This window comes from Streptococcus suis, from assembly GCF_019856455.1.
GTDB classification, from domain to species: domain Bacteria; phylum Bacillota; class Bacilli; order Lactobacillales; family Streptococcaceae; genus Streptococcus; species Streptococcus suis_AE.
The window spans coordinates 1,953,308-1,975,220 of sequence record NZ_CP082205.1 but is presented as its reverse complement, the minus strand read 5'-3'; the positions used below and the strand labels follow the sequence as shown (position 1 = coordinate 1,975,220).

17 protein-coding genes and 1 pseudogene are annotated in these 21,913 nt (G+C 40.9%); 15 read left to right on the top strand and 3 right to left on the bottom strand.

Going from position 1 to position 21,913, the window contains the following annotated elements:
- Window positions 1–136 precede the first annotated feature (136 nt).
- Both K6969_RS09490 and K6969_RS09485 read left to right on the top strand, forming a co-directional pair.
- The gene (locus K6969_RS09490) at window positions 137–1,873 is read left to right on the top strand and encodes an ABC transporter ATP-binding protein (protein WP_029173396.1); all 1,737 of its coding nucleotides are present in this window, start codon (window positions 137–139) and stop codon (window positions 1,871–1,873) included.
- Window positions 1,874–1,881: 8 nt separating this feature from the next.
- The gene (locus K6969_RS09485) at window positions 1,882–3,690 is read left to right on the top strand and encodes an ABC transporter ATP-binding protein (RefSeq protein WP_171942826.1); all 1,809 of its coding nucleotides are present in this window, start codon (window positions 1,882–1,884) and stop codon (window positions 3,688–3,690) included.
- Between the two features lie 225 nt (window positions 3,691–3,915).
- Here the strand turns inward: K6969_RS09485 and K6969_RS09480 are convergent, their stop codons facing one another.
- A complete protein-coding gene (locus K6969_RS09480; protein WP_029173398.1) occupies window positions 3,916–4,839 on the bottom strand; it encodes a polysaccharide deacetylase family protein in 924 nt (307 codons plus the stop codon).
- Between the two features lie 104 nt (window positions 4,840–4,943).
- Here K6969_RS09480 and K6969_RS09475 point away from each other — a divergent pair, with 104 nt between their 5' ends.
- Together K6969_RS09475 and thrB are read left to right on the top strand one after the other, a co-directional pair.
- On the top strand, window positions 4,944–6,230 hold the full coding sequence (locus tag K6969_RS09475; RefSeq protein ID WP_024399122.1) for a homoserine dehydrogenase: 1,287 nt from the start codon (window positions 4,944–4,946) through the stop codon (window positions 6,228–6,230).
- 3 nt (window positions 6,231–6,233) lie between these two features.
- The gene (gene thrB, locus K6969_RS09470; protein ID WP_011922331.1) at window positions 6,234–7,094 is read left to right on the top strand and encodes a homoserine kinase; all 861 of its coding nucleotides are present in this window, start codon (window positions 6,234–6,236) and stop codon (window positions 7,092–7,094) included.
- Between the two features lie 268 nt (window positions 7,095–7,362).
- Here thrB and K6969_RS09465 read toward each other — a convergent pair whose 3' ends face one another.
- The gene (locus K6969_RS09465; protein WP_321537499.1) at window positions 7,363–8,565 is read right to left on the bottom strand and encodes an IS110 family transposase; all 1,203 of its coding nucleotides are present in this window, start codon (window positions 8,563–8,565) and stop codon (window positions 7,363–7,365) included.
- A gap of 386 nt (window positions 8,566–8,951) precedes the next feature.
- Between K6969_RS09465 and murB the strand changes: the two genes are divergently transcribed.
- The 6 genes from murB (at window position 8,952) to K6969_RS09435 (ending at window position 15,438) form a co-directional block, all read left to right on the top strand.
- Window positions 8,952–9,857: a UDP-N-acetylmuramate dehydrogenase gene (murB, locus tag K6969_RS09460; protein WP_029173399.1), complete on the top strand. Its 906-nt coding sequence runs from the start codon at window positions 8,952–8,954 to the stop codon at window positions 9,855–9,857.
- 150 nt (window positions 9,858–10,007) lie between these two features.
- Window positions 10,008–11,162 carry an ABC transporter ATP-binding protein gene (locus K6969_RS09455; RefSeq protein ID WP_014637974.1) on the top strand — a complete coding sequence of 385 codons (1,155 nt, stop codon included), beginning with the start codon at window positions 10,008–10,010 and terminating at the stop codon, window positions 11,160–11,162.
- Window positions 11,146–11,946: an ABC transporter permease gene (locus K6969_RS09450; RefSeq protein ID WP_029173400.1), complete on the top strand. Its 801-nt coding sequence runs from the start codon at window positions 11,146–11,148 to the stop codon at window positions 11,944–11,946. The genes K6969_RS09455 and K6969_RS09450 overlap by 17 nt, the downstream gene beginning before the upstream one ends.
- Complete coding sequence (locus K6969_RS09445) at window positions 11,946–12,716, top strand: ABC transporter permease (RefSeq protein WP_171942827.1); 771 nt, start codon at window positions 11,946–11,948, stop codon at window positions 12,714–12,716. The genes K6969_RS09450 and K6969_RS09445 overlap by 1 nt, the downstream gene beginning before the upstream one ends.
- Window positions 12,716–13,786 carry an ABC transporter substrate-binding protein gene (locus K6969_RS09440; RefSeq protein ID WP_029173402.1) on the top strand — a complete coding sequence of 357 codons (1,071 nt, stop codon included), beginning with the start codon at window positions 12,716–12,718 and terminating at the stop codon, window positions 13,784–13,786. The genes K6969_RS09445 and K6969_RS09440 overlap by 1 nt, the downstream gene beginning before the upstream one ends.
- 113 nt (window positions 13,787–13,899) lie before the next feature.
- Complete coding sequence (locus K6969_RS09435) at window positions 13,900–15,438, top strand: ClC family H(+)/Cl(-) exchange transporter (RefSeq protein ID WP_029173403.1); 1,539 nt, start codon at window positions 13,900–13,902, stop codon at window positions 15,436–15,438.
- A 48-nt stretch (window positions 15,439–15,486) separates the two neighbouring features.
- Here the strand turns inward: K6969_RS09435 and K6969_RS09430 are convergent.
- Window positions 15,487–15,819 (bottom strand): annotated as a pseudogene (locus tag K6969_RS09430) (IS110 family transposase); the annotation flags it as partial.
- A 504-nt stretch (window positions 15,820–16,323) separates the two neighbouring features.
- Here K6969_RS09430 and K6969_RS09425 point away from each other — a divergent pair.
- From K6969_RS09425 to K6969_RS09405, 5 genes are all read left to right on the top strand, one after another.
- Window positions 16,324–17,445, top strand: a complete 1,122-nt coding sequence (locus K6969_RS09425) for an IS110 family transposase (RefSeq protein WP_015445098.1) — start codon at window positions 16,324–16,326, stop codon at window positions 17,443–17,445.
- A gap of 731 nt (window positions 17,446–18,176) precedes the next feature.
- Complete coding sequence (liaF, locus tag K6969_RS09420; RefSeq protein WP_228377879.1) at window positions 18,177–18,836, top strand: cell wall-active antibiotics response protein LiaF; 660 nt, start codon at window positions 18,177–18,179, stop codon at window positions 18,834–18,836.
- Entirely contained in the window at window positions 18,833–19,849 is a 1,017-nt protein-coding gene (locus K6969_RS09415) for a sensor histidine kinase (RefSeq protein WP_014637529.1), read from the top strand. Before liaF ends, K6969_RS09415 begins: the two co-directional genes overlap by 4 nt.
- Window positions 19,821–20,462, top strand: coding sequence for a response regulator transcription factor (locus K6969_RS09410; protein ID WP_002937025.1), 642 nt, complete (start codon window positions 19,821–19,823; stop codon window positions 20,460–20,462). The genes K6969_RS09415 and K6969_RS09410 overlap by 29 nt, the downstream gene beginning before the upstream one ends.
- Before the next feature lie 49 nt (window positions 20,463–20,511).
- On the top strand, window positions 20,512–21,912 hold the full coding sequence (locus tag K6969_RS09405) for a bifunctional Cof-type HAD-IIB family hydrolase/peptidylprolyl isomerase (protein ID WP_029173958.1): 1,401 nt from the start codon (window positions 20,512–20,514) through the stop codon (window positions 21,910–21,912).
- The last annotated feature ends 1 nt before the right edge of the window (window position 21,913 follow it).

Sequence of the window (21,913 nt, the reverse complement as noted above, 5' to 3'; positions counted from 1 at the left end):
CGTCATTTAGCTTACTCTCGATATTTCGACGTATGAGTGTAGTTTAAGTTTTAACCTTACGAGGTTTTTACATTTAATAAAAGGGTTTGCTATATTTTAAGTCGTCTAGTGACACGACTAATAGAAAGGTGGATTTATGCGATTAGTTTGGACCTATTTGAAAAAATATCCTAAGTGGATTGCCTTAGACTTGTTGGGGGCCTTCTTGTTTGTAGTGGTAAACTTGGGGTTGCCGACTTTTTTGGCTAGGATGATTGACCAAGGAATTACAAAGAACGATGTTAGTCAGCTCTATTTCTGGGCGGGGATGATGGGATTGATTGTCCTGCTCGGGATTGTTGGTCGAGTGACACTTGCCTATGCAGCTGGAAAATTGACTACCAATATCGTCAAAGATATTCGAAATGATCTGTATGAGAAAATTCAGGACTATTCTCATCATGAATATGAGCAGATTGGTGTTTCTTCTCTAGTTGCTCGTATGACAAATGATGCTTTTGTTCTCATGCAATTCTCTGAAATGGTGTTGAAACTAGGTATTATTACACCCTTGATGATGATTGCTTCTGTCATCATGACCTTGGTAACCAGTCCGAGCTTGGCCTGGACAGTAGCAGTAGCCATGCCGTTTCTGGTTTTTGTTATTTTCTACGTGGCAACCAAAACTCGTCCTCTTTCTGAAAAGCAACAAAAACGTTTGGACACGATCAACCAATATGTTCGTGAAAATCTCATGGGATTACGTGTCATTCGTACCTTTACTCGTGAGGAGTTTCAAGAGGAGCGCTTTGAGTCGGTCAATGAGGAATATACCAATATTTCCAAAAAGCTCTTTAATCTGACTGGATTGACAGAGCCTCTCTTTGTCCAGATTATCATTGCTATGATTGTGGCCATTGTCTGGTTTGCCCTGCCTCCTTTGAAAGATGGTAGTTTGCAGATTGGAGATTTGGTAGCCTTTATCGAATACAGTTTCCACGCGCTTTTCTCTTTCTTGCTCTTTGCTAACTTGTTTAACATGTATCCACGTATGTCGGTGTCTAGTCAGCGAATCCAAGAAGTGTTAGACATGCCCATTTCCATTTCTAAGAATGAAGACGGCATAACCGAAACAGACACTCGTGGTTATTTGGAATTTGAAAATGTAACTTTTGCCTATCCTGGTGAAACGGAATCGCCTGTGCTGCACAATATTTCCTTCGAAGCTAAGCCTGGTGAAACCATTGCCTTTATTGGTTCAACAGGTTCTGGTAAGTCTTCCTTGGTCAACTTGATTCCACGTTTCTATGATGTGACACTCGGTCGTATCTTGGTGGACGGTGTGGATGTCAGACGCTACAATCTAAAGGCACTCCGCAGCAAGATTGGCTTTATTCCGCAGAAAGCTCTGCTATTTACCGGAACTATCGCGGAAAACTTAAAGTACGGTAAGATGGATGCTAGTCTTGCAGAACTTCATGATGCGACGGATGTGGCTCAGGCTAAGGAGTTTATCGAGAGTAAGGAAGAAAAATTCGACACCCACTTGGCAGAGGGCGGCAGCAACCTGTCAGGCGGGCAAAAGCAACGTTTGTCCATTGCACGTGCTATTGTCAAACAGCCGGATATTTATATTTTTGATGATTCTTTCTCAGCATTGGATTATAAGACGGATGCGATTTTGCGGAGTCGTTTGAAGGAAGTGACGGAAAATGCGACGGTGCTGATTGTTGCCCAACGCGTCGGAACCATCATGGATGCTGACCAGATCATCGTGCTGAATGAAGGTGAAATCGTTGGCCGTGGCACCCACAATGAATTGATGGAAAGCAATGAGATTTATCGAGAAATCGCCAATTCTCAGCTTAACCGTCAATCGTTAACAGAAGAATAGGAGGAATTATGAAGAATAGATCAGTATTTACCCGTGTTTGGGACTATTTGCGTCGTTACCAATCTTCTGTATTTTTAGCCGTTTTTCTAAAGACCATTAGCGCAGTTATGAATGCCTTAGAACCCTTTGTACTGGGACTTATCATTACAGAATTGACCAAGAATCTGTTGGATATTGCTAATGGAGTAGAAGGAGCGCAGATTAACTATGCCTACATTGCCATCATGCTTGCCATCTATGCCCTTCGTGCCCTTCTATATGAAATCGGTGCCTACGGTTCTAACTATTTTATGACCAAGGCAGTGCAGGGAGCAACTAAGGAACTACGTCAGGATTTGAGCCACAAAATTAACAAGATTCCAGTGTCTTATTTTGACAAGCACCAGTATGGTGATTTACTCGGGCGTTTTACAAGCGATGTGGAGACTGTTTCAAACGCCCTGCAACAAAGTTTTCTCCAGCTAGTCAATGCCGTTCTGACCCTCTCTCTAGCCATTTTCATGTGTTTCTGGTTGGATGTATCCCTAGCACTTGTAGTCGTAACCTTGGTTCCAGCGACCTATTTTGGTTCCAAGTTTGTCATGGGCAAATCCCAGCCATATTTCAAGCAGCAGGCTGATGCACTAGGTCGTTTGAACGGCTTTGTCCAAGAAAATCTGACTGGTTTTAACGTTCTCAAACTCTACGGCCGTGAAGAAATTTCTACAGAAGAGTTTCGCCAGATTACCGCAGATTTGCAGGAAGTTAGTTTCAAGGCTAGTTTCATGTCTGATTTGCTCATGCCTCTAGTTCACGGCTTCTCAAATATCGCCTATGTTGTCGTCGCCCTGCTATCTGGATTGAAAGTTCTTGCAGGTACATTGACGGTGGGTAATATGCAGGCCTTCGTCCAATACGTCTGGCAGATTTCTCAGCCAGTCCAAACCTTGACCCAGTTGGCACCACAGTTACAGTCTGCAAAATCCTCCCTTGAACGCATCTTTTCAGTCTTAGATGAGTTTGACGAAGAAGACGCCAATGCACTAGAGTTGACAGAAAGTTTGACAGGACAAGTCAGCTTCGAAAATGTCGAATTTGGCTATTCAGAAGACAAGCCGCTCATCCGTAACTTTAATCTGGATGTTCAACCCGGTGAGATGGTGGCCATCGTTGGTCCAACAGGTGCAGGTAAGACTACTCTTATCAACTTGCTCATGCGTTTCTACGATGTGACATCAGGTGCTATCAAAGTGGATGGTCAGGATATTCGAAATATTTCCCGTCAATCCTACCGTAGTCAATTTGGTATGGTCTTGCAAGATGCTTGGCTCTATGAAGGAACCATCAAAGAAAACCTGCGTTTTGGTCGTCTGAATGCGACAGATGAGGAAATTGTGGAAGCTGCTAAAGCTGCCAACGTTGATCACTTTATCCGTACTCTGCCTGGTGGCTACAATATGGAAATGAACCAGGAATCCAGTAATATTTCCCAAGGACAAAAACAGCTTTTAACCATTGCGCGTGCCTTGTTGGCAGATCCTGCTATTCTGATTCTTGACGAAGCGACTTCTTCAGTTGATACCCGTTTGGAACTATTGATTCAAAAAGCCATGAAACGATTGATGAAAGGGCGGACAAGTTTTGTCATCGCTCATCGCTTATCTACCATTCAGGAAGCTGATAAGATTTTGGTCTTGAAAGATGGACAGATTATCGAACAAGGTAACCATGAAAGTCTTTTGGCAGACAAAGGTTTCTATTATAATCTTTATCAAAGTCAGTTTAGTCAATCTAATACTCTTCGAAAATCAAAAGCAGACGTTGTTGACTTGATTTGATGAGTGAAAAGATCCTGTGGATTTTTTCAGCCTACTACCTGAAGACGCGAAAGCAGTAGGGGGACTATCTGCTCTTGGAGAAGCGAACTTTGTTCGCTCTATTTCCAACCTCCAAAGGCTCCCCAAACCTTTGGAGCTAGCCTGATTTTGATTTTCATTGAGTATACATAAAACGAACTCCCTTGTCAGTGACAGGGAGTTTTCTCATATACATGTTTGTAAAAATTAATAGGAAATTTCGGATAATAGCCCCTCAGCGGTAGTGGTTGGGAGGATGCGGACACGATTGAGAGTCAGTAATCCGTCACTAGCAGAAGCCAAGCCGTTGTTAGTAGTCACACCAAGTTTATAGCCAGCTTGTTCAGTTAAGGCTACTGTATCTGCTGAGTATCGTCCACCAGGGTAGGCGATAGCGATGGTTTCCTGATTTAATTGGCTGTCAAGATAGGCCTTAGAGGAAGTAAGTTCATTTGTTTGATCCTCGATAGAACTATACTCTAAATCAGGGTGGTTGACGGTATGCCCTTGGAAGGAGAGCCCTGCGGTCTGCATTTCCTTGATTTGTTCAAGAGTAAGGTGCCCTGCTTGTCCAGATTCAGTAAACCCTGTAATGACATTGTTGGTTGCCTTCATTTGATATTGCTTAAGCAATGGGTAGGCATAACTATAAAAATCCCAGAGGCTATCGTCAAAGGTTAGCCAGACAACCTTTTTTCCAGCAGGAAGGACATTTTCTGTCAATACCTTATAAGCCTCTTCAGGTGATAAAGTATAGTAACCTGCATCTTGCAATGCTTTTAGATGACTTTCGAAAGTCGTTGGATCTACGATAAGATTCGCATTAGCTTCTTCCTCAGGAGCCATTACGTGAATGGCATGATACATGAGGATTGGAAGTTTGATAGGTGCAGTTTGTTGTTCCCAAATGATTTCTGTTTGTACTTCACTACTTTCTGAAGTCATAACACTCGAACTGGTTGTTGTCTCTACCGTTGAAGCTTTGGAATCATTTTGCTGCTTAGAAGGCTGTTTTAGAAAGATTAGAAAAATAGATAGTAGAGTCACTACTAATAATGCGATACCAAGTAGCATTGGCACAAGTTGTTTCTTTTGTGTGCGGCTTCGACGAGCTCTTCTTGAATGTTTCATTATCTTATCTCCATAATCATATATTAAAACAATTATATCAAATTTTTTGCCAAATAGTCAGAATATTTGTTATAATGAGAGAAATACATTTTTAAGGAGAGCACATGGTAGTTAAGATAGGATTATTAGGATTTGGAACCGTTGCGAGTGGTGTGCCATTTTTATTAGAAGAAAACCAGGAAAAAATAGAGAAAGCCGCGCATGATAGTATTGAAGTTGCTAAGGTTTTGGTCAAGGATGAAGCAGAAAAAGACCGTCTCTTGGCTGCAGGTCATGACTATCATTTTGTGACAAATATTGATGAAATTTTGGCTGACGAAGATATCGCTATTGTAGTTGAGCTGATGGGACGTATTGAGCCAGCAAAAACATTTATCACTCGCGCCTTGGAAGCAGGTAAGCATATTGTAACAGCCAATAAGGATTTACTTGCTGTTCATGGTAGCGAATTGCGTGCCTTGGCTGAAGAGAAAGGTCTTGCGCTTTATTATGAAGCTGCAGTTGCAGGTGGTATTCCAATCTTGCGTACCTTGGTTAACTCATTGGCTGCTGACAAGGTGACTCGTATCCTCGGTGTATTGAATGGTACTTCAAACTTCATGTTGACTAAGATGGTTGATGAAGGCTGGACTTACGAAAAAGCTCTTCAAACAGCACAGGAACTTGGCTATGCAGAATCTGACCCAACAAATGACGTTGAGGGGATTGATGCGGCTTACAAGGCTGTTATCCTCAGTCAATTTGCTTTCGGGATGACAGTTGATTTTGAACACGTGGCTCACAAGGGTATCTCAAATATCACGCCAGAAGATGTAGCAGTGGCACAAGAGTTGGGCTATGTCATCAAACTTGTGGGTGATATTCAAGAAACTACCTCTGGTATTGCTGCCGAAGTATCTCCAACCTTCCTACCGAAAAATCATCCACTTGCAAGCGTGAATGGTGTGATGAATGCTGTATTTGTCGAATCTATCGGCATCGGCCAGTCTATGTACTATGGACCGGGTGCTGGGCAAAAACCGACTGCAACAAGTGTTATGGCTGACATTATTCGTATCGTTCGTCGCTTGAAAGACAATACTATCGGCAAAGCCTTCAATGAATACAGTCGCCCACTTCAATTGGCAGCCCCAAGCGATGTGAAAAGCGAATATTATTTCTCAATTGATGCGCCTGATAAAAATGGAAAAATGCTTCGTTTAGCAGAAATCTTCAATTCTGAAGAAATTTCCTTCAAGCAAATTCTGCAACAAGCTGCAGATGGAGAAACAGCCCGCCTAGTGATTGTGACCCATGAAATGAGTAAGACTCAGTTGGAAAATGTAACAGACAAATTGAGTAAAGAAACAGACTTTACTGTCTTAAATACCTTTAAAGTACTGGGAGAATAAGCAATGAAAATTATTATTCCAGCAACTTCAGCTAATATCGGTCCAGGATTTGATTCAGTAGGTGTTGCCCTTTCGAAATATCTAACGATTGAAGTATTTGAAGAGACTGATGAATGGGTGATTGAGCACAATCTTGAACATGTTCCATCAGACAAGAACAATCTTTTGATCAAGACAGCTTTAAAGATTGAAAAAGGATTGCAGCCGCATCGTATCAGAATGATTAGTGATATTCCCTTGGCACGTGGTTTGGGTTCATCCAGTTCCGTTATCGTAGCTGGTATCGAATTGGCTAATCAATTAGCAGGTTTGAATATGACAGCGGATGAAAAATTGCTCAAAGCTACAGAAATTGAAGGACATCCTGATAATGTAGCCCCAGCGATTTTTGGTAATTTAGTCATCTCTAGCTATGTTAATAAGAGAGTACAGGCAGTTGTAACAGAATTCCCAGAAGCAAGTTTTGTTGCCTTTATTCCAAACTACCCATTGCGTACGGTTGAAAGCCGAGGTGTACTGCCTTCTCAGATGGGGTACAAGAAAGCAGTGGCTGCTAGTGCCATTGCAAACGTTGCTGTTGCCAGTTTGATGGCAGGTGATCTTGAAAAAGCTGGGAAAGCAATTCAGTCAGACATGTTCCATGAACCGTTTCGTCAGCTACTTGTTAAGGAGTTTTGTCCAATCAAGCAAACTGCACAGGAGTTGGGAGCCTATGCAACCTACTTATCAGGTGCCGGTCCAACAGTGATGGTATTAGCGCCCAAAGATAGGGAGGACGCTATTGTTCTAGCATTAGAGGAACTAAATCTAGACGGAACTGTCCACCGCCTTCAAGTTGATACCAAAGGGATTGCTATTGTATAGATAGTGAGAATCTATCATTTGCAAAACTAAACATGTTTATTTTATTGGAGTTCGCCATCGCTACTATATGCGGTAGGAAGGGAACTCCTTTTCTACCATTTGTCAAGCCTATCAAGGTATTTGATGAAAAATATGTTAAGTTCAATAGTCAAAATAAGGAAATTGTTTTCTTTTGGACTAAAGTTTCGTGTAAAAAAGAGTACACGAAATGAACACCTTATGTTGAAAATTTTTGATAAGGTGTTACAATAATATAGCATAAACAATCTTACCGATTTTGGGTTGAAGCGTAATCGTAAAGTTTGTTATGCATAATGAGGTAATACATTGTCCGAATGAGACGATGTATGGAGGCAATCGTGTGTGGCTTCGTAGAAGTCGTTTGCGATTGTCTTTTTCGTTTCTCATAAAAGTCTGCGATATGGCAAGGATTGGTATGACTGGCTGAAGCGATATTGTGGATACATTTGAACAGAATCTTTCTAGCGTAGGGATTGCCACGCTTGGTAATGTGTTCCTTAGCGAGGAAGTTGCCAGATTCATAGTGTCTCAGATCAATACCGATAAAGGCATTGATTTGATTGGCAGACTGAAAACGGCGAATATCTCCCAGTTCACCAATAATACTTGTTGCAGTAGTCTCAGCTATTCCAGGAATAGAGAGCAGAATGTCATATTCAGGTAATGGCTGAGCTAGTTCCACCATTTGGTCTAGAACAGTTTGTCTCTGTTCAGAAAGTCTAAGCAATTCTTTTGCATAGTAACGAACCTCTTCCAGCATTGGAGAGGTTTTCTTGACGGCACAATAAGATTGATTAGCTAGTGCTATCAGCTTCTCAGCTAAATACGCCACACGCTTGTCCGAAATACGTTTTGAGGTGGACTGACGAATGCTCTCTAAGAGTTTGTCCTTGCTTAAATCAAGCACGAAGTCCTTGCAAGGAAACGCAGTAACTAAGTTCCAGTATTGTTCCCCAGTTGGCTTTGATAAGACAGTCTCTATCTCTGGAAACGTGACTTGCAAGACCTTGTGCAGACGGTTTTTAGCTCGAACGATGTCCTCAGTTAAGTTCTGATAGAAGCGACTTAAATCTCGCAGTTCTTGATAGACTTCTTCTTGGACATAAGTGGGTTTACGATTCAGCACAAATTGAGATTGAGCCAGTTTTTCGGCGTCAATTTGATCTGTTTTCCGCACACGCAAGCTATCCAGTTGCTTCTTAGCTTCTAAGGGATTAAGCCGTGTATAAGCGTAGCCATGTTCATCCAGAAAAGCTTGGAGACGACGAGAATAGACACCTGTTGCTTCAAAGATGATTTCTGGCTTATGGACGGTTTTCAAATCGCCAAGTAGCCGAGCAAAGCCGATGGCGTCATTGGACATGGTATAGCCATGAACTTTCTCACCATTGACTAGAATGGCCACTTCTGAACTTGCCTTACTCACATCAATCCCAAAAACTGCACGCATGATATTACCTCTTTGTCTTGAATGATTCCTTGTTTTAGTGATGTCATTTTCAATACTCGACGTCTGGCGTCCCACATACTTTGATAACATTCTTTCTAAAACAGGTGTCTTGCCAGTTTTTGATGCGACGTCTAGCGTCAAAAGAGTTCTCGACTTAACAAGACACCTCTACTTTATCATAAAGAAAAAGTAGTGACTACTCTCTCCCGTCGGAGATTTCCTCACTACTAATCTTAGTATGTTTTTGGTGCATTCCATTCTCCATTTCAAAATATTGGGGCAAATTAATTTGGCTTGTGAAAGTATTTTTGTTGAATTTTATTCGTTTTCTCCTGTAATTTTTGGTATAATAAATCCTGTATATCTTAAATTGAAATGAGAAGGTTATGAAAGATAAAATTAGGCTTGAATTAGAAGGCATCGATATTCGATTCGATGAGCCTTTAAAAGAATATACCTATACAAAAGTAGGAGGAGCTGTTGATTATCTAGCTTTTCCGCGGAATCGTTACGAGATTGTTCGTATAGTCGAATTTGCTAAACGCGAAGGTATTCCATGGCAAGTATTAGGAAATTCAAGTAATATCATTGTCCGAGATGGCGGTATTCGTGGTTTTGTTATCCGTATGGATAAACTTAACTCCGTTACTGTATCAGGATACACCATTGAAGCAGAAGCAGGTGCCAATCTGATTGAAACAACAAAAGTCGCACTTTTTCATTCTTTATCAGGATTTGAATTTGCTTGTGGTATTCCGGGAAGCATTGGTGGTGCTGTCTATATGAATGCAGGTGCTTACGGAGGTGAAGTAGCACACATTCTAGTTTCAGCGCAGATTTTGACTCCAGCAGGTTATGTCGAAACGTTGGACAATCGCGAGTTGCGATTTGGCTACCGTTCTTCTATTTTGCAGGAAAACGGTGCGATTGTTTTGTCTGCTAAATTTGCCCTCAAGCCAGGAAATCATACGGTTATTCAACAAGAAATGGCTCGTTTGACACATTTACGCGAGCTCAAGCAACCTTTGGAATATCCATCTTGTGGTTCAGTCTTCAAACGTCCACTTGGTCACTTCGCAGGACAGTTGATTATGGAAGCTGGTTTGAAAGGTTATCGAATTGGTGGTGTTGAAGTATCTGAAAAACACGCAGGTTTTATGGTCAATGTCGACAATGGTACAGCAAAGGATTATGAAAATCTGATTGCCCATGTAATTGAAGTTGTCGAAAAATCTTCAGGAATTACTCTGGAGAGAGAGGTGCGTATTATCGGCGACCCATCTGATACATAGCATAGTCTTTCAGTTTATCTTTTATTACGTCGTTAACTCGCTTTGCCGTACTTCAGTACTGTCTGCAGCTCGTTGCCTAGTACTAAAAGCAAACTGAAAGACTAAACTCTAGCCATTAGGCTCTTACAAAAAAGAAGGAATTTATGAGAATTGAAAAAGCCAATTATTGAATTTAAGAACGTTTCAAAAGTATTTGAAGACAGTGGAACAACTGTATTAAAGGATATTAGTTTTGAATTGGAAGAGGGGAAATTTTATACCCTTTTAGGAGCTTCTGGTTCAGGTAAATCAACGATTTTGAACATTATTGCTGGTTTATTGGATGCGAGTTCAGGTGATATTTATTTGGACGGTCAACGGATTAATGATGTTCCGACTAATAAACGGGATGTCCATACTGTTTTCCAGTCCTATGCCCTTTTCCCACATATGACTGTCTTTGAAAATGTGGCTTTTCCTCTTAAATTACGCAAGGTTGACAAGGCTGAAATCGAACGCCGTGTGACAGAAGCCTTACAAATGGTCCGACTTTCTGGTTATGAAAATCGTTCCATTCAGAAATTATCTGGTGGTCAACGCCAGCGGGTTGCTATTGCACGTGCGATTATCAACCAGCCTCGCGTTGTCTTGCTAGATGAACCACTTTCTGCCCTGGACTTGAAACTCCGTACAGAAATGCAGTACGAACTGCGTGAATTGCAACAACGTCTTGGAATTACCTTTGTCTTCGTTACCCATGACCAAGAAGAAGCTCTGGCCATGAGTGACTGGATTTTTGTCATGAATGAAGGTGAAATTGTTCAGTCTGGGACGCCAGTGGACATTTACGACGAGCCAATCAACCATTTTGTTGCGACCTTCATCGGTGAATCCAATATCCTTCCAGGTCGCATGATAGAAGACTATCTGGTTGAGTTTAACGGCAAACGCTTTGAAGCTGTCGATGGTGGTATGCGACCAAACGAAGAAGTTGAAGTTGTTATCCGTCCAGAAGATTTGCAGATTACCCTACCTGAGGAAGGCAAATTGCAGGTAAAAGTGGATACTCAGCTTTTCCGAGGGGTTCACTATGAAATCATCGCCTATGACGACCTCGGTAATGAGTGGATGATTCACTCAACTCGTAAGGCTATTGTCGGAGAAGTGATTGGACTAAGTTTTGAGCCAGAAGATATCCATATCATGCGTCTTAATGAAACAGAGGAAGAATTCGATGCCCGTATCGAAGAATATGTGGAAGTGGAAGAAGTAGAAGATGGCTTGATTAACGCCATTGAGGAGGAACGCAATGAAGAAAACCTCTAGGCTTTTTGCAATTCCCTATGCCCTATGGATCTTTCTCTTTGTACTTGCTCCAGTTGCCTTGATTATCTTCAAATCTTTCTTTGATATTCATGGCAATTTCACTTTGGCCAATTATCAGACCTATTTTAACTCGCCAAATATGACCTATCTGCGAATGAGTTTTAACTCCATTTTTTACGCAGGTATTATCACTCTGGTCACGCTTTTGGTTTCCTACCCAACAGCCTATTTCTTGACCAAACTCAAGCATAGACAGCTCTGGTTGATGCTTATTATCTTGCCAACCTGGGTCAATCTTTTGCTAAAAGCCTATGCCTTTATCGGTATTTTTGGGCAACACGGCTCTATCAACCAGTTCCTAGAATTTATTGGTCTAGGAGCTCAGCAAATTCTTTTCACAGATTTCTCCTTTATTGCTGTTGCAGCCTATATCGAGATTCCGTTTATGATTTTGCCGATCTTTAACGCCTTGGATGATTTGGATAAAAACCTAATCAATGCCAGTCGTGATTTGGGGGCAACTCCTTGGCAGACCTTTACAAAAGTTATTTTCCCTCTTTCCATGAATGGCGTTCGCTCTGGTGTTCAGGCGGTCTTCATTCCAAGTTTGAGCCTCTTTATGTTGACCCGCTTGATTGGTGGTAACCGAGTGATTACCTTGGGTACAGCCATCGAGCAACATTTCCTTACTACGCAAAACTGGGGAATGGGTTCAACCATTGGTGTGGTCTTGATTTTGGCCATGCTCTTGATTATGTGGATGACGAAAGAGAGGAAGAAATAATGAAAAAAATTGCAAACATTTACTTAACGGTTGCCTTTCTTCTTCTTTATTTGCCGATTTTCTATCTGATTTTCTACGCTTTCAATGAAGGTGGAGATATGAACGGCTTTACAGGTTTTACCTTGGAGCATTTTTCGTCCATGTTGGGCGACAGCCGTCTGATGCTGATTTTGGCGCAAACCTTCTTGTTGGCCTTCTTGAGTTCTTTGATTGCGACCCTTATCGGAACGTTTGGTGCTATCTATATCTATCAGGCAAAACCTCGTTTTCAAAATGCGCTTTTGTCTGTCAATAATATTTTGATGGTGGCACCAGATGTCATGATTGGGGCGAGTTTCTTGATTCTCTTTACTATGATTGGTTTCCAGCTTGGATTTGTTTCAGTATTGCTCAGTCACATTGCCTTTTCCATTCCTATCGTGGTCTTAATGGTCTTGCCACGCTTGAAGGAAATGAATGCGGATATGATTTCAGCAGCTTATGACTTGGGTGCAACTCAGCCACAAATGCTGAAAGAAATCATGTTGCCATACTTAACACCAGCCATTATTGCAGGTTATTTCATGGCTTTTACCTATTCCTTGGATGACTTTGCCGTGACATTCTTTGTTACGGGAAATGGTTACTCAAACCTATCTGTAGAGATTTACTCACGGGCTCGTCAAGGGATTTCTTTGGAAATCAATGCCCTGTCAACCCTTGTCTTCCTTTTCTCAATCTTATTGGTAGTGGGGTATTATTTCATCTCACGTGAAAAGGAGGCCAACTAATGAAACGCTTATATTCATTTTTCTTAGGAATTATTGCCATTATTCTCATTCTTTGGGGAATTTCTAGTAAATTAGAAGCTGATTCAACTCAAGGAACGACGGATAAGTTAGTCATCTATAACTGGGGAGATTATATTGACCCAGAATTGCTGGAAGAGTTTACTGCTGAAACAGGTATTCAGGTGGATTACCAAACTTTTGATTCCAATGAATCCATGTATACCAAGATAAAGCAGGGTGGTACAACCTATGATTTGACCATTCCATCTGAGTATATGATTTCTAAGATGACCGAAGAGAATATGCTCATCAAATTGGACAAGTCGAAAATCGAAGGTTTGGAAAATATTGATCCACAATTCATGGGCTTGAGTTTTGATAAGAACAATGATTATTCCATCCCTTATTTCTGGGGTACCTTGGGAATTGTTTATAATGAAACTATGGTCGAAAATCCTCCTCAAGAATGGGAAGATTTATGGTCTAAAGAGTACCGTGACAATATCATGTTGATTGATGGTGTCCGTGAGGTCATGGGATTTGGTTTGCAATCGCTGGGGCATAGTCTCAATTCCAAAAATCCAGCTGAAATCGAAAAAGCTGCGGAACATCTCTATAATCTAACTCCAAATGTCAAGGCCATCGTTGCTGATGAAATCAAGGGCTACATGATACAAGATGCGGCAGCTATCGCAGTATCCTTCTCTGGTGAAGCCAGTGAAATGTTAGATGGTAATGAAAATCTGCGCTATGTTGTACCATCAAAAGGTTCTAACCTTTGGTTCGATAACATGGTCATTCCAAAAACTGCCAAGAATTTGGACGGTGCCTATGCCTTTATGAGTTTCATGCTCCGTCCTGAAAATGCGCTTCGCAATGCTGAATATGTTGGTTACTCAACACCGATTCCTGCAGCAAAAGCCATGTTAGATGAAGAAACTCAGAACGATGAATCTTTCTATCCATCTGAAGAAACGATGAAGAAGATGGAAGTTTATGATAATCTTGGACCAGAGATACTTGGAATGTATAATGACCTCTATCTCCAATTTAAGATGTATCGGAAATAGTCTGATTGGACAGGTAGCAATATAAATAAAAGAATGGGAGTGAGGTTCTTTACTAAGTACTTATTGCTCCTATTTTTTGGTCATACATACTATAGAAAGGAAGGGAAATCCCAATGGAAAATCACCGGAAAGAAGTTAGTTTTATTTCTCAATCAATCCTCTACTCGGTTCTGCGTGGTAGTTTAGTTGGCATTGTCGCTGGTTTAGTGGTCGTTGCATTTCGCTTAGCCATTGAAAAACTATTTTCTGTCTTTACGCACCTCTATTCTCTGGCAACAGACAATGCAATCTATTTACTTCTTATTGGAGGGCTTTATCTGGTCATAGCTTTACTTGTTGGCAAGTTGATCAAAGACGAGCCAAATGCAAAAGGTTCTGGTATACCTCAGGTGGAGGCAGAACTAAAAGGAATTATGGATTTAAACTGGTGGTCAGTCCTTTGGAGAAAATTTATCGGCGGTGTTTTATCCATTGCATCTGGTCTAATGCTGGGGCGTGAAGGTCCCAGTATTCAATTAGGAGCTGTAACGGCTAAAGGTATATCAGTTCTTCTTAAATCCAGTGAAATGGAAAGAAGGAGTTTGATTGCTAGTGGCGCTGCGGCAGGTTTGGCAGCAGCTTTCAACGCACCAATAGCAGGCCTTTTATTTGTTGTGGAGGAAGTCTATCATCAGTTTTCACGTCTGGTATGGGTCTCAGCCCTGGCAGCCAGTATCACTGCGAACTTTATTTCCTTACATTTTTTTGGATTAATGCCTGTTTTGCATATGCCGAAGGACTTACAGTTACTATCTCTTGACCAATATTGGATCTATATCTTACTTGGAGTTTTCCTTGGACTTGCTGGATATGTGTATGAAGTTGTTATCCTCAATATACAAGGTTTCTATACCCTTCTCTCAAAAATCATTCCTCTCCCAGTTCCATACTACAGTGTATTTGCCTTTTTGTTTATTATACCGATTGGTTATTTTTTCCCTAATCTATTGGGTGGCGGGCATCATTTGATTTTAGAGCTTCCATATTTGGAACAAGGACTACTGACATTGGCAATCTTGATTTTAATACGATTTGTATGGAGCATGATTTCCTATGGTTCTGGTCTACCAGGGGGCATCTTTTTACCCATATTAACCTTAGGAAGTCTCCTTGGGCTTTTTGTCGCACGGTTCTTCCTTGATATTGGTTTCATCAGTCAGGAGCAGATGCTATTGTTTATTGTATTGGGAATGGCAGGCTTTTTCGCAGCGATTTCCAAAGCACCTCTAACTGCTATTATTTTAGTAACTGAAATGGTTGGAAGTTTGAACCAATTGATGGTCATCGGGTTGGTAGCTTTGAGTTCCTATGTGATGATGGACCTCTTAGGTGGCGCGCCAGTCTATGAAGCAATGTTGGAAAAAATTCTGCCAGAAGAAGTAGAACAGCAAGAACACATGACCTTAATAGAGGTTGTTGTCAACGAAACATTGGACAGAAGATTTGTTAGCGAGTTACGTTTACCGGATTCATGCTTGATCACCAATCAAATTCATCATGGTAAGTCAAGGATTGTGAAAGGAAATAGCCAACTTTCTATGGGTGATTCCTTGCTCGTTGCAGTTCCAATCTCTCAAATTCATACCGTTCGTAGGATATTTGAGGGAGATTAGCATTTTTTTAGATTGTCTTAACAAAGAGATGAGAAAAGTCCCAATATTATAATGTTTCTGTTGTCTGGTCAACTCTCTCAATTCAGGAATGATTTCATCGGGAACGAAACTCCGAGGAAGCAGACCAATCCGCATTCATTTGGCAATCCAGTAAGCGTCTTTCTTGTCAGTTTTCTGACCTGTAATGGCCTTCATGTGGACTGGTTGAGCAAGTATTAGCTCGAAGTCATCACATAGAGCATGCCAGACAGGTCGCCAATAGACACCTGTGCTTTCCATACCAACAGCATCCACATGAAATTGACTGAGAAAATCGTGGTAAGCACGTAGACCTTTAGTCGTTGTATCAAATGTAGCTAAGTAACGCTTTGGACAAGTTGAGGGGAATACAAACGACAATATCGACTTGATCTACACATGATTATCTCTGACAATTCCTTCCTTATAAATTAGAGAGCCTATCTACTGAATTTTATACTCTTCGAAAATCAAAATCAGACGTTGTTGACTTGATTTGATGAACTTCAGTTCTATCTGCATCTGCGTCGCCTAGTCTGTTTTTGATTTTCATTGAGTATTAGTCATATTCTTGAGTGTATATTGTGGTTCTTATCAGTAGGCTGGAGCAGTTTTGTCATCATAATTAACATCAATAATGTACCAACCGCATGGCCCTCACTAGGTATATAATCTTAGTGAGGGCTTTATGCTCATTCTCATTATTCTGTGGGTAAGGACGGAGCTACCATGAATGTCTTGCTCACTCCCTTGTTATAGACAATATGTAAAGACCCCCAGTTGAGAATTCGTGGATTTACCTGTACACTAGAATAAAAAAACAATCAACTTCTAACAGGAATTACCACACTCAATTGGAGGTCTTATATGTTTCATTTTACCACACTTTTCATCGGAATGGATGTTCACAAAGAAAGTTTTTCACTCTGCTATTATGATATGATGGCGAATCAATTCAAACATAGCACTAAAGTTGGTCCAAATGTTAGCTATATTGTGAACTATGTGAATGAGCTTCGTCGTTTATATGGTCAAGATGCAGAAGTGTTATGTGGCTACGAAGCCGGATGTCTTGGATTTACCCTATATCACCAGCTACAAGCTCACGGGATCCCCTGTATCGTGATGGCGCCTACAACGGTGATGAAGGAAGGATCTAAGCGTGTTAAGACTGATAAAAAAGATGCAGCTCAGCTCGCAAAAGCTCTGGCCTTTCGTAGCTATCGGCCTGTTCATATTCCTACTGTTGAGGATGAACAAGTCAAAGAATATATCCGCATGAGAACAGACCACAAAGTGGCTCTGAAGAAAATCAAACAACAAATTCTTGCCTTCTGTCTCCGACATGATTTTCGCTATACCGAGGGAAGCAGTAATTGGACACAGAAACATGTCCGCTGGCTCCGTTCCCTAAATCCTGATGGACTTTACGCAGAGATTTTGACAGAATATCTATTGACCTATGAGAAATTAGTAGATCAAATAGAACGGTATGATGCACGAATTGAGCAACTGGGTCAAAGCGACAGTTACCAAGAGAAGGTCTCACGGCTTTCTTGCTTTATTGGCATTAAAACACTAACTGCTCTTTCCATTGTGACAGAAATCGGTGATTTTAATCGCTTTGCGACAGCTCAACATTTTGCTTCTTATCTTGGGCTAACTCCTAGCGAAAATTCTAGCGGCGACAAGGAGAGAAGAGGTGCTATCACCAAAGCTGGGAATAGCCATGTGAGACGACTTCTGATAGAAGCTGCACAATCATTGGCTAAGGGGACGATTGGGTATAAATCCAAAGAATTGAAAAGGAGACAAAGTGGAAACCGAGTGGAGGTGATTGCTTATGCGGATAAGGCTAATGAACGCTTAAGAAGACGTTATCGCACACTTGTTCTAGGAAAAAATAAGAAACAAAATGTTGCTAAAACAGCTATTGCACGAGAATTGTCTGGTTTTATTTGGGGGATGATGACAGGAAGAATAGCTTGAAGTTAGCGCTTGTTTTCATGTACACTTTTGACCATTAAGTTTTATCATCGCAGAGCGATGAGGAATCCCTATTTCTATCCAAAATCACTGGGTGAATTTGGACAGAAATAAGGATTGAAATCATGTTTGAATGGAAAGTATCTTGAAGGAGTTTAGGACTTCAAGGTTTGAGTCATCTACGAAACGACTAAGTGGCACAATTGTGATCCACGCTTATAGAGAGTAGGACTCGCGGCAGAACCATTGACCTGTAGGTAACCAATCCACGAATATCAGAGTGGCCAATGCCCGAAGCTAAGAACTAGGCTCTTTCTAGATACTTTTCATTTTTTTATCAGTTCGATTGTTTTTACTTGACAAAGGGCTTTACATATCAGGACTCGCGGCAGAACCATTGACCTGTAGGTAACCAATCCACGAATATCAGAGTGGCCAATGCCCGAAGCTAAGAACTAGGCTCTTTCTAGATACTTTTCATTTTTTTATCAGTTCGATTGTTTTTACTTGACAAAGGGCTTTACATATCAGTCATTTGAATTATCTTTGATACATCGTCACTTTCGCCTTGCCATACTTTAGTATAGCCTGCGCCTCAGTTCCTTGTCTGAAAGCTAATTCATTCGACTATATTTCCTACTTTGGATGGAGTTCTTTTACTTATTTTTTGTTACAATAGTATAGAAAGGATGGAGAAGATGCGGAAAGTTCAATTTTTTCTACTAATAGAAAGTATGATTTTTACGATGGCAGCCTTTGACGTGGTAGCCAATGAGGCCAGTCGGACCCTGCTACTTTTCTCTGCCTTATTACTCGTCATTTGGTACTTCCTAGGAAGAAAAGTTAATAGTGTTTTACTGGTCAGCTCCTTATCTCTATTATTTTTGGTCTTTGTTTTAAATCCCTTCTTCATTATTGGGATTATGCTGCTAGTCGTGTACATGCTGATTAATTTCTTTTCACGTTATGAAAAGAGAAACCAATATACCCATATTGTTTTTAGTGACTATTCTCTACAGGTTCAAAAAGAGAAAAATAGATGGTTTGGCAACCACGACCACTCTCAAGATAGGTTTGGTTTTGAAGATATTAACATTGTACGCTTGTTTGGCAATGATGTAGTTGATTTGGATAAGACTGTATTAGTTGGCAGAGATAATATTGTTGTAATTCGTAAAACGTTTGGACGGACAAAAATTATTGTTCCAATTGATGTTGAGGTCGCACTTTCAGCAACTAGTATCTATGGACGAGTAAGTTTCCTGGGTGAATCATACTGGGATTTGCGGAATGAAAGTATAGCGATCAATAGTCCCGATTATCAAGAATCACACAAACGTGTAAAAGTCGTTACCAACAATATACTGGGAGATGTGGAGGTGGTTCGCGTATGAGAAAACGTACCTATCTACTCCTCGCCTGGTTTGCCTGTCTTATTGTTTTTGTGGTGATTGCTTCTACCCTCCCACTTTTAAATTATTCATTGCTAGATGTTACGCTCTGGATTTCAACGGAGCAGCTCGTGTTTACTCTCATTCTACTAGTTATTGTTTTGACCCTTTTTCTAGCTGTAATGGTACAAACTGTCAGCCTAGCCTCCACTCAGGTTATGCGGACGAAGTTACAAGCTATCTTGAAGAATAAAAGTATTCGAACAGATACCGAAAGTGATCAGCTCTTGCTCCAGTTGTCTGATAAGGTCAGAAACCTCACGCGTCAGGTGCAGCTGGTTGACAATCAAGATTTAGTCAAGAAAGAAGAGATTGTTGAGGGAGAACGGAAACGGATTGCCAGGGATTTGCATGATACGGTTAGTCAAGAGTTATTTGCAACGAGCATGATTTTGTCAGGATTATCGTCCAATCTATCCACTCTTCCGCAGGAAACTTTGCAGGAACAGCTGATGCTCGTGAAAGACATGATTGAGTCTGCCCAAAGAGACCTACGCATCCTATTATTACATCTACGCCCAAGTGAACTTGAAAGTAAAACCTTGGTTGAAGGATTTGAGTTGATTTTGCGTGAAGTTAGTGACAAAAGTAATATTATCGTTCATTTCCAACATGAAGTAGAGGAGCTACCGAAACTAATTGAAGAACATCTCTTCCGCATTGCGCAAGAAATTATCAGTAATACCTTGCGACATGCCAAAGCCAAGCATTTGGATGTTTACCTCTTGCAGAAAGAAACAGAACTTCAGTTGAAAATGACAGACGATGGTATCGGCTTCCAACAAGGTGCAGATGATGAATTAAGTTACGGTCTTCAAAACATACGTGAGCGGGTTGAAGACATGGCTGGAACGATAAAAATTCGCACAGCTCCAAATAAGGGAGTGGCGATCGATATTCGTATCCCACTATTGAAAGGAAAAGAAGATGAATACGATTCGAGTGATGTTGGTTGACGACCATGAGATGGTTCGTCTAGGATTGAAAAGTTACTTAAATTTACAGCCAGATGTTGAAGTAGTTGCAGAAGCTAGTGATGGCGAGGAAGGTTTGGCTAAAGCATTAGAGGTTAAACCTGATGTTGTAGTGATGGACTTGGTTATGCCCAAGATGACTGGCGTAGAAGCAACTCTGGCCTTGCTGAAGGAATGGCCGCAAGCGCAGATTGTCATCCTGACCTCCTATCTAGATAATGAAAAAATCTATCCTGTGCTGGAAGCAGGAGCTCGTGGCTATATGTTGAAAACGTCAAGTGCTGACGAAATCTTAGCAGCTATCCGCAAGGTAGCTCTTGGAGAATATGCTATTGAGACAGAAGTAGAGAAAAAAGTAGAGCACCATAAACGCCACCCAGATTTACATGATGACTTGACAGCTCGTGAACGCGAAATCTTGACGCTGTTAGCCAAGGGATATGATAATCAACGAATTGCAGATGAGTCTTTCATTTCCCTAAAAACTGTTAAGACCCATGTTTCCAATATCTTATCTAAACTAGCTGTTAGCGATCGTACTCAAGCAGTTGTTTATGCTTTCCAGCATGGTTTGGTGGCGCAAGAGGATCAATAGTGGTATAATGAAAATTAGTTAATTTTCAACCAAAGGATAGTGGAATTATATGGATGCAAAACTCAGATATAAGGCAAAAAAAATAAAAATAGTCTTTTTTGACATTGACGACACGCTACGTGTAAAGAATACAGGCTACATTCCTGAATCAATTCAGCAGGTTTTCAAATCACTAAAAGAAAAGGGAATTTTGACAGGAATTGCGTCAGGACGAACTCCTTATGGTTTGGTGCCAGAAATTAAGGCCTTAAAGCCAGACTTTTTCGCTATGATTAACGGATCCTACGTAGAAGATGCCAAAGGTCAGGTAGTGTACCATCAGCCGATGCCCCAAAATTTAGTAGAATCTGTATTAAATTGGGCTAAAGAAATTGGAATCGAATATGGTATGCTTGGTAGTCAAAAAGGGACGCTTTCTGCACGAACTGACCGCATTAGTCAAGTAATTGACTTGATTTATGAAGGCTTGGAAACAAACCCAACTTTTTATAAAGAAAATGACATCTATCAATTGCTAACTTTCGAGAAAGATGGTCACGAAGTAGAACTTCCAGAAGAGTTGCAAGCGGAATTGCGTAGTGTTCGTTGGGATGCTATTTCATCAGACATTGTGCTAAAAGGCTCTTCCAAAGCAACTGGTGTTGCTAAGGTTGTTGAAAAACTAGGCCTGAAACCTGAAAATGTCCTAGTGTTCGGAGATGGACTCAACGATATTGAGTTATTCGATTATGCAGGAATTAGTATCGCTATGGGGCATTCGCATCCAGAACTGCAAAAGCATGCAGATTATATCACAAAAAAAGTAGAAGAAGATGGCATTTTTGATGCCTTGGAGAAATTAGGTATGGTAGAAAAAGAAAAATATTTCCCGCAATTAGATTTGGAAAATGTTACAGGACCAGTTGCGCATATCAAGACTAACCATGGTAAGTTAACAGTAAAACTCTTTCCTGAAATTGCACCCAAAACTGTAGCAAATTTCGTAGCTCTTTCTAAAGATGGCTATTATGACGGAATTATCTTCCATCGTATTATCAAAGACTTTATGATTCAAGGTGGCGATCCAACCGGAACAGGTATGGGTGGTGAATCTATTTATGGTACTGCGTTTGAAGATGAATTTTCAATGGAAGCTTTTAATCTCAGAGGAGCCTTGTCAATGGCCAATGCAGGACCAAATACAAATGGAAGCCAATTCTTTATCGTTCAAAACCAAAACTTCCCATACAATGCGAAAGAACTAGAACGAGGCGGTTGGCCTAAAGAAGTTGCAGAAGCCTATGTCAAAAATGGCGGGACACCACATCTAGATCAACGCCACACAGTGTTTGGCCATCTAGTTGATGAAGACTCCTTCGTCGTCTTGGATGCTATCGCAGCGGTTGCAACAGATTCAGCAGATCGTCCACATGAAGATGTTGTAATTGAGACCATCGAAATAGAGGATTAAG

Excerpts from the sequence above, each read along its gene's own strand:
- K6969_RS09415 (WP_014637529.1), top strand. The coding sequence starts at position 18,833 with ATGAGAAAACGTACCTATCTACTCCTCGCCTGGTTTGCCTGTCTTATT.
- K6969_RS09480 (WP_029173398.1), bottom strand. The coding sequence starts at position 4,839 with ATGAAACATTCAAGAAGAGCTCGTCGAAGCCGCACACAAAAGAAACAA.
- thrB (WP_011922331.1), top strand. The coding sequence starts at position 6,234 with ATGAAAATTATTATTCCAGCAACTTCAGCTAATATCGGTCCAGGATTT.
- liaF (WP_228377879.1), top strand. The coding sequence starts at position 18,177 with ATGATTTTTACGATGGCAGCCTTTGACGTGGTAGCCAATGAGGCCAGT.
- K6969_RS09440 (WP_029173402.1), top strand. The coding sequence starts at position 12,716 with ATGAAACGCTTATATTCATTTTTCTTAGGAATTATTGCCATTATTCTC.
- K6969_RS09445 (WP_171942827.1), top strand. The coding sequence starts at position 11,946 with ATGAAAAAAATTGCAAACATTTACTTAACGGTTGCCTTTCTTCTTCTT.
- K6969_RS09490 (WP_029173396.1), top strand. The coding sequence starts at position 137 with ATGCGATTAGTTTGGACCTATTTGAAAAAATATCCTAAGTGGATTGCC.
- K6969_RS09435 (WP_029173403.1), top strand. The coding sequence starts at position 13,900 with ATGGAAAATCACCGGAAAGAAGTTAGTTTTATTTCTCAATCAATCCTC.
- K6969_RS09485 (WP_171942826.1), top strand. The coding sequence starts at position 1,882 with ATGAAGAATAGATCAGTATTTACCCGTGTTTGGGACTATTTGCGTCGT.
- murB (WP_029173399.1), top strand. The coding sequence starts at position 8,952 with ATGAAAGATAAAATTAGGCTTGAATTAGAAGGCATCGATATTCGATTC.
- K6969_RS09425 (WP_015445098.1), top strand. The coding sequence starts at position 16,324 with ATGTTTCATTTTACCACACTTTTCATCGGAATGGATGTTCACAAAGAA.
- K6969_RS09405 (WP_029173958.1), top strand. The coding sequence starts at position 20,512 with ATGGATGCAAAACTCAGATATAAGGCAAAAAAAATAAAAATAGTCTTT.
- K6969_RS09450 (WP_029173400.1), top strand. The coding sequence starts at position 11,146 with ATGAAGAAAACCTCTAGGCTTTTTGCAATTCCCTATGCCCTATGGATC.
- K6969_RS09410 (WP_002937025.1), top strand. The coding sequence starts at position 19,821 with ATGAATACGATTCGAGTGATGTTGGTTGACGACCATGAGATGGTTCGT.
- K6969_RS09465 (WP_321537499.1), bottom strand. The coding sequence starts at position 8,565 with ATGCGTGCAGTTTTTGGGATTGATGTGAGTAAGGCAAGTTCAGAAGTG.
- K6969_RS09475 (WP_024399122.1), top strand. The coding sequence starts at position 4,944 with ATGGTAGTTAAGATAGGATTATTAGGATTTGGAACCGTTGCGAGTGGT.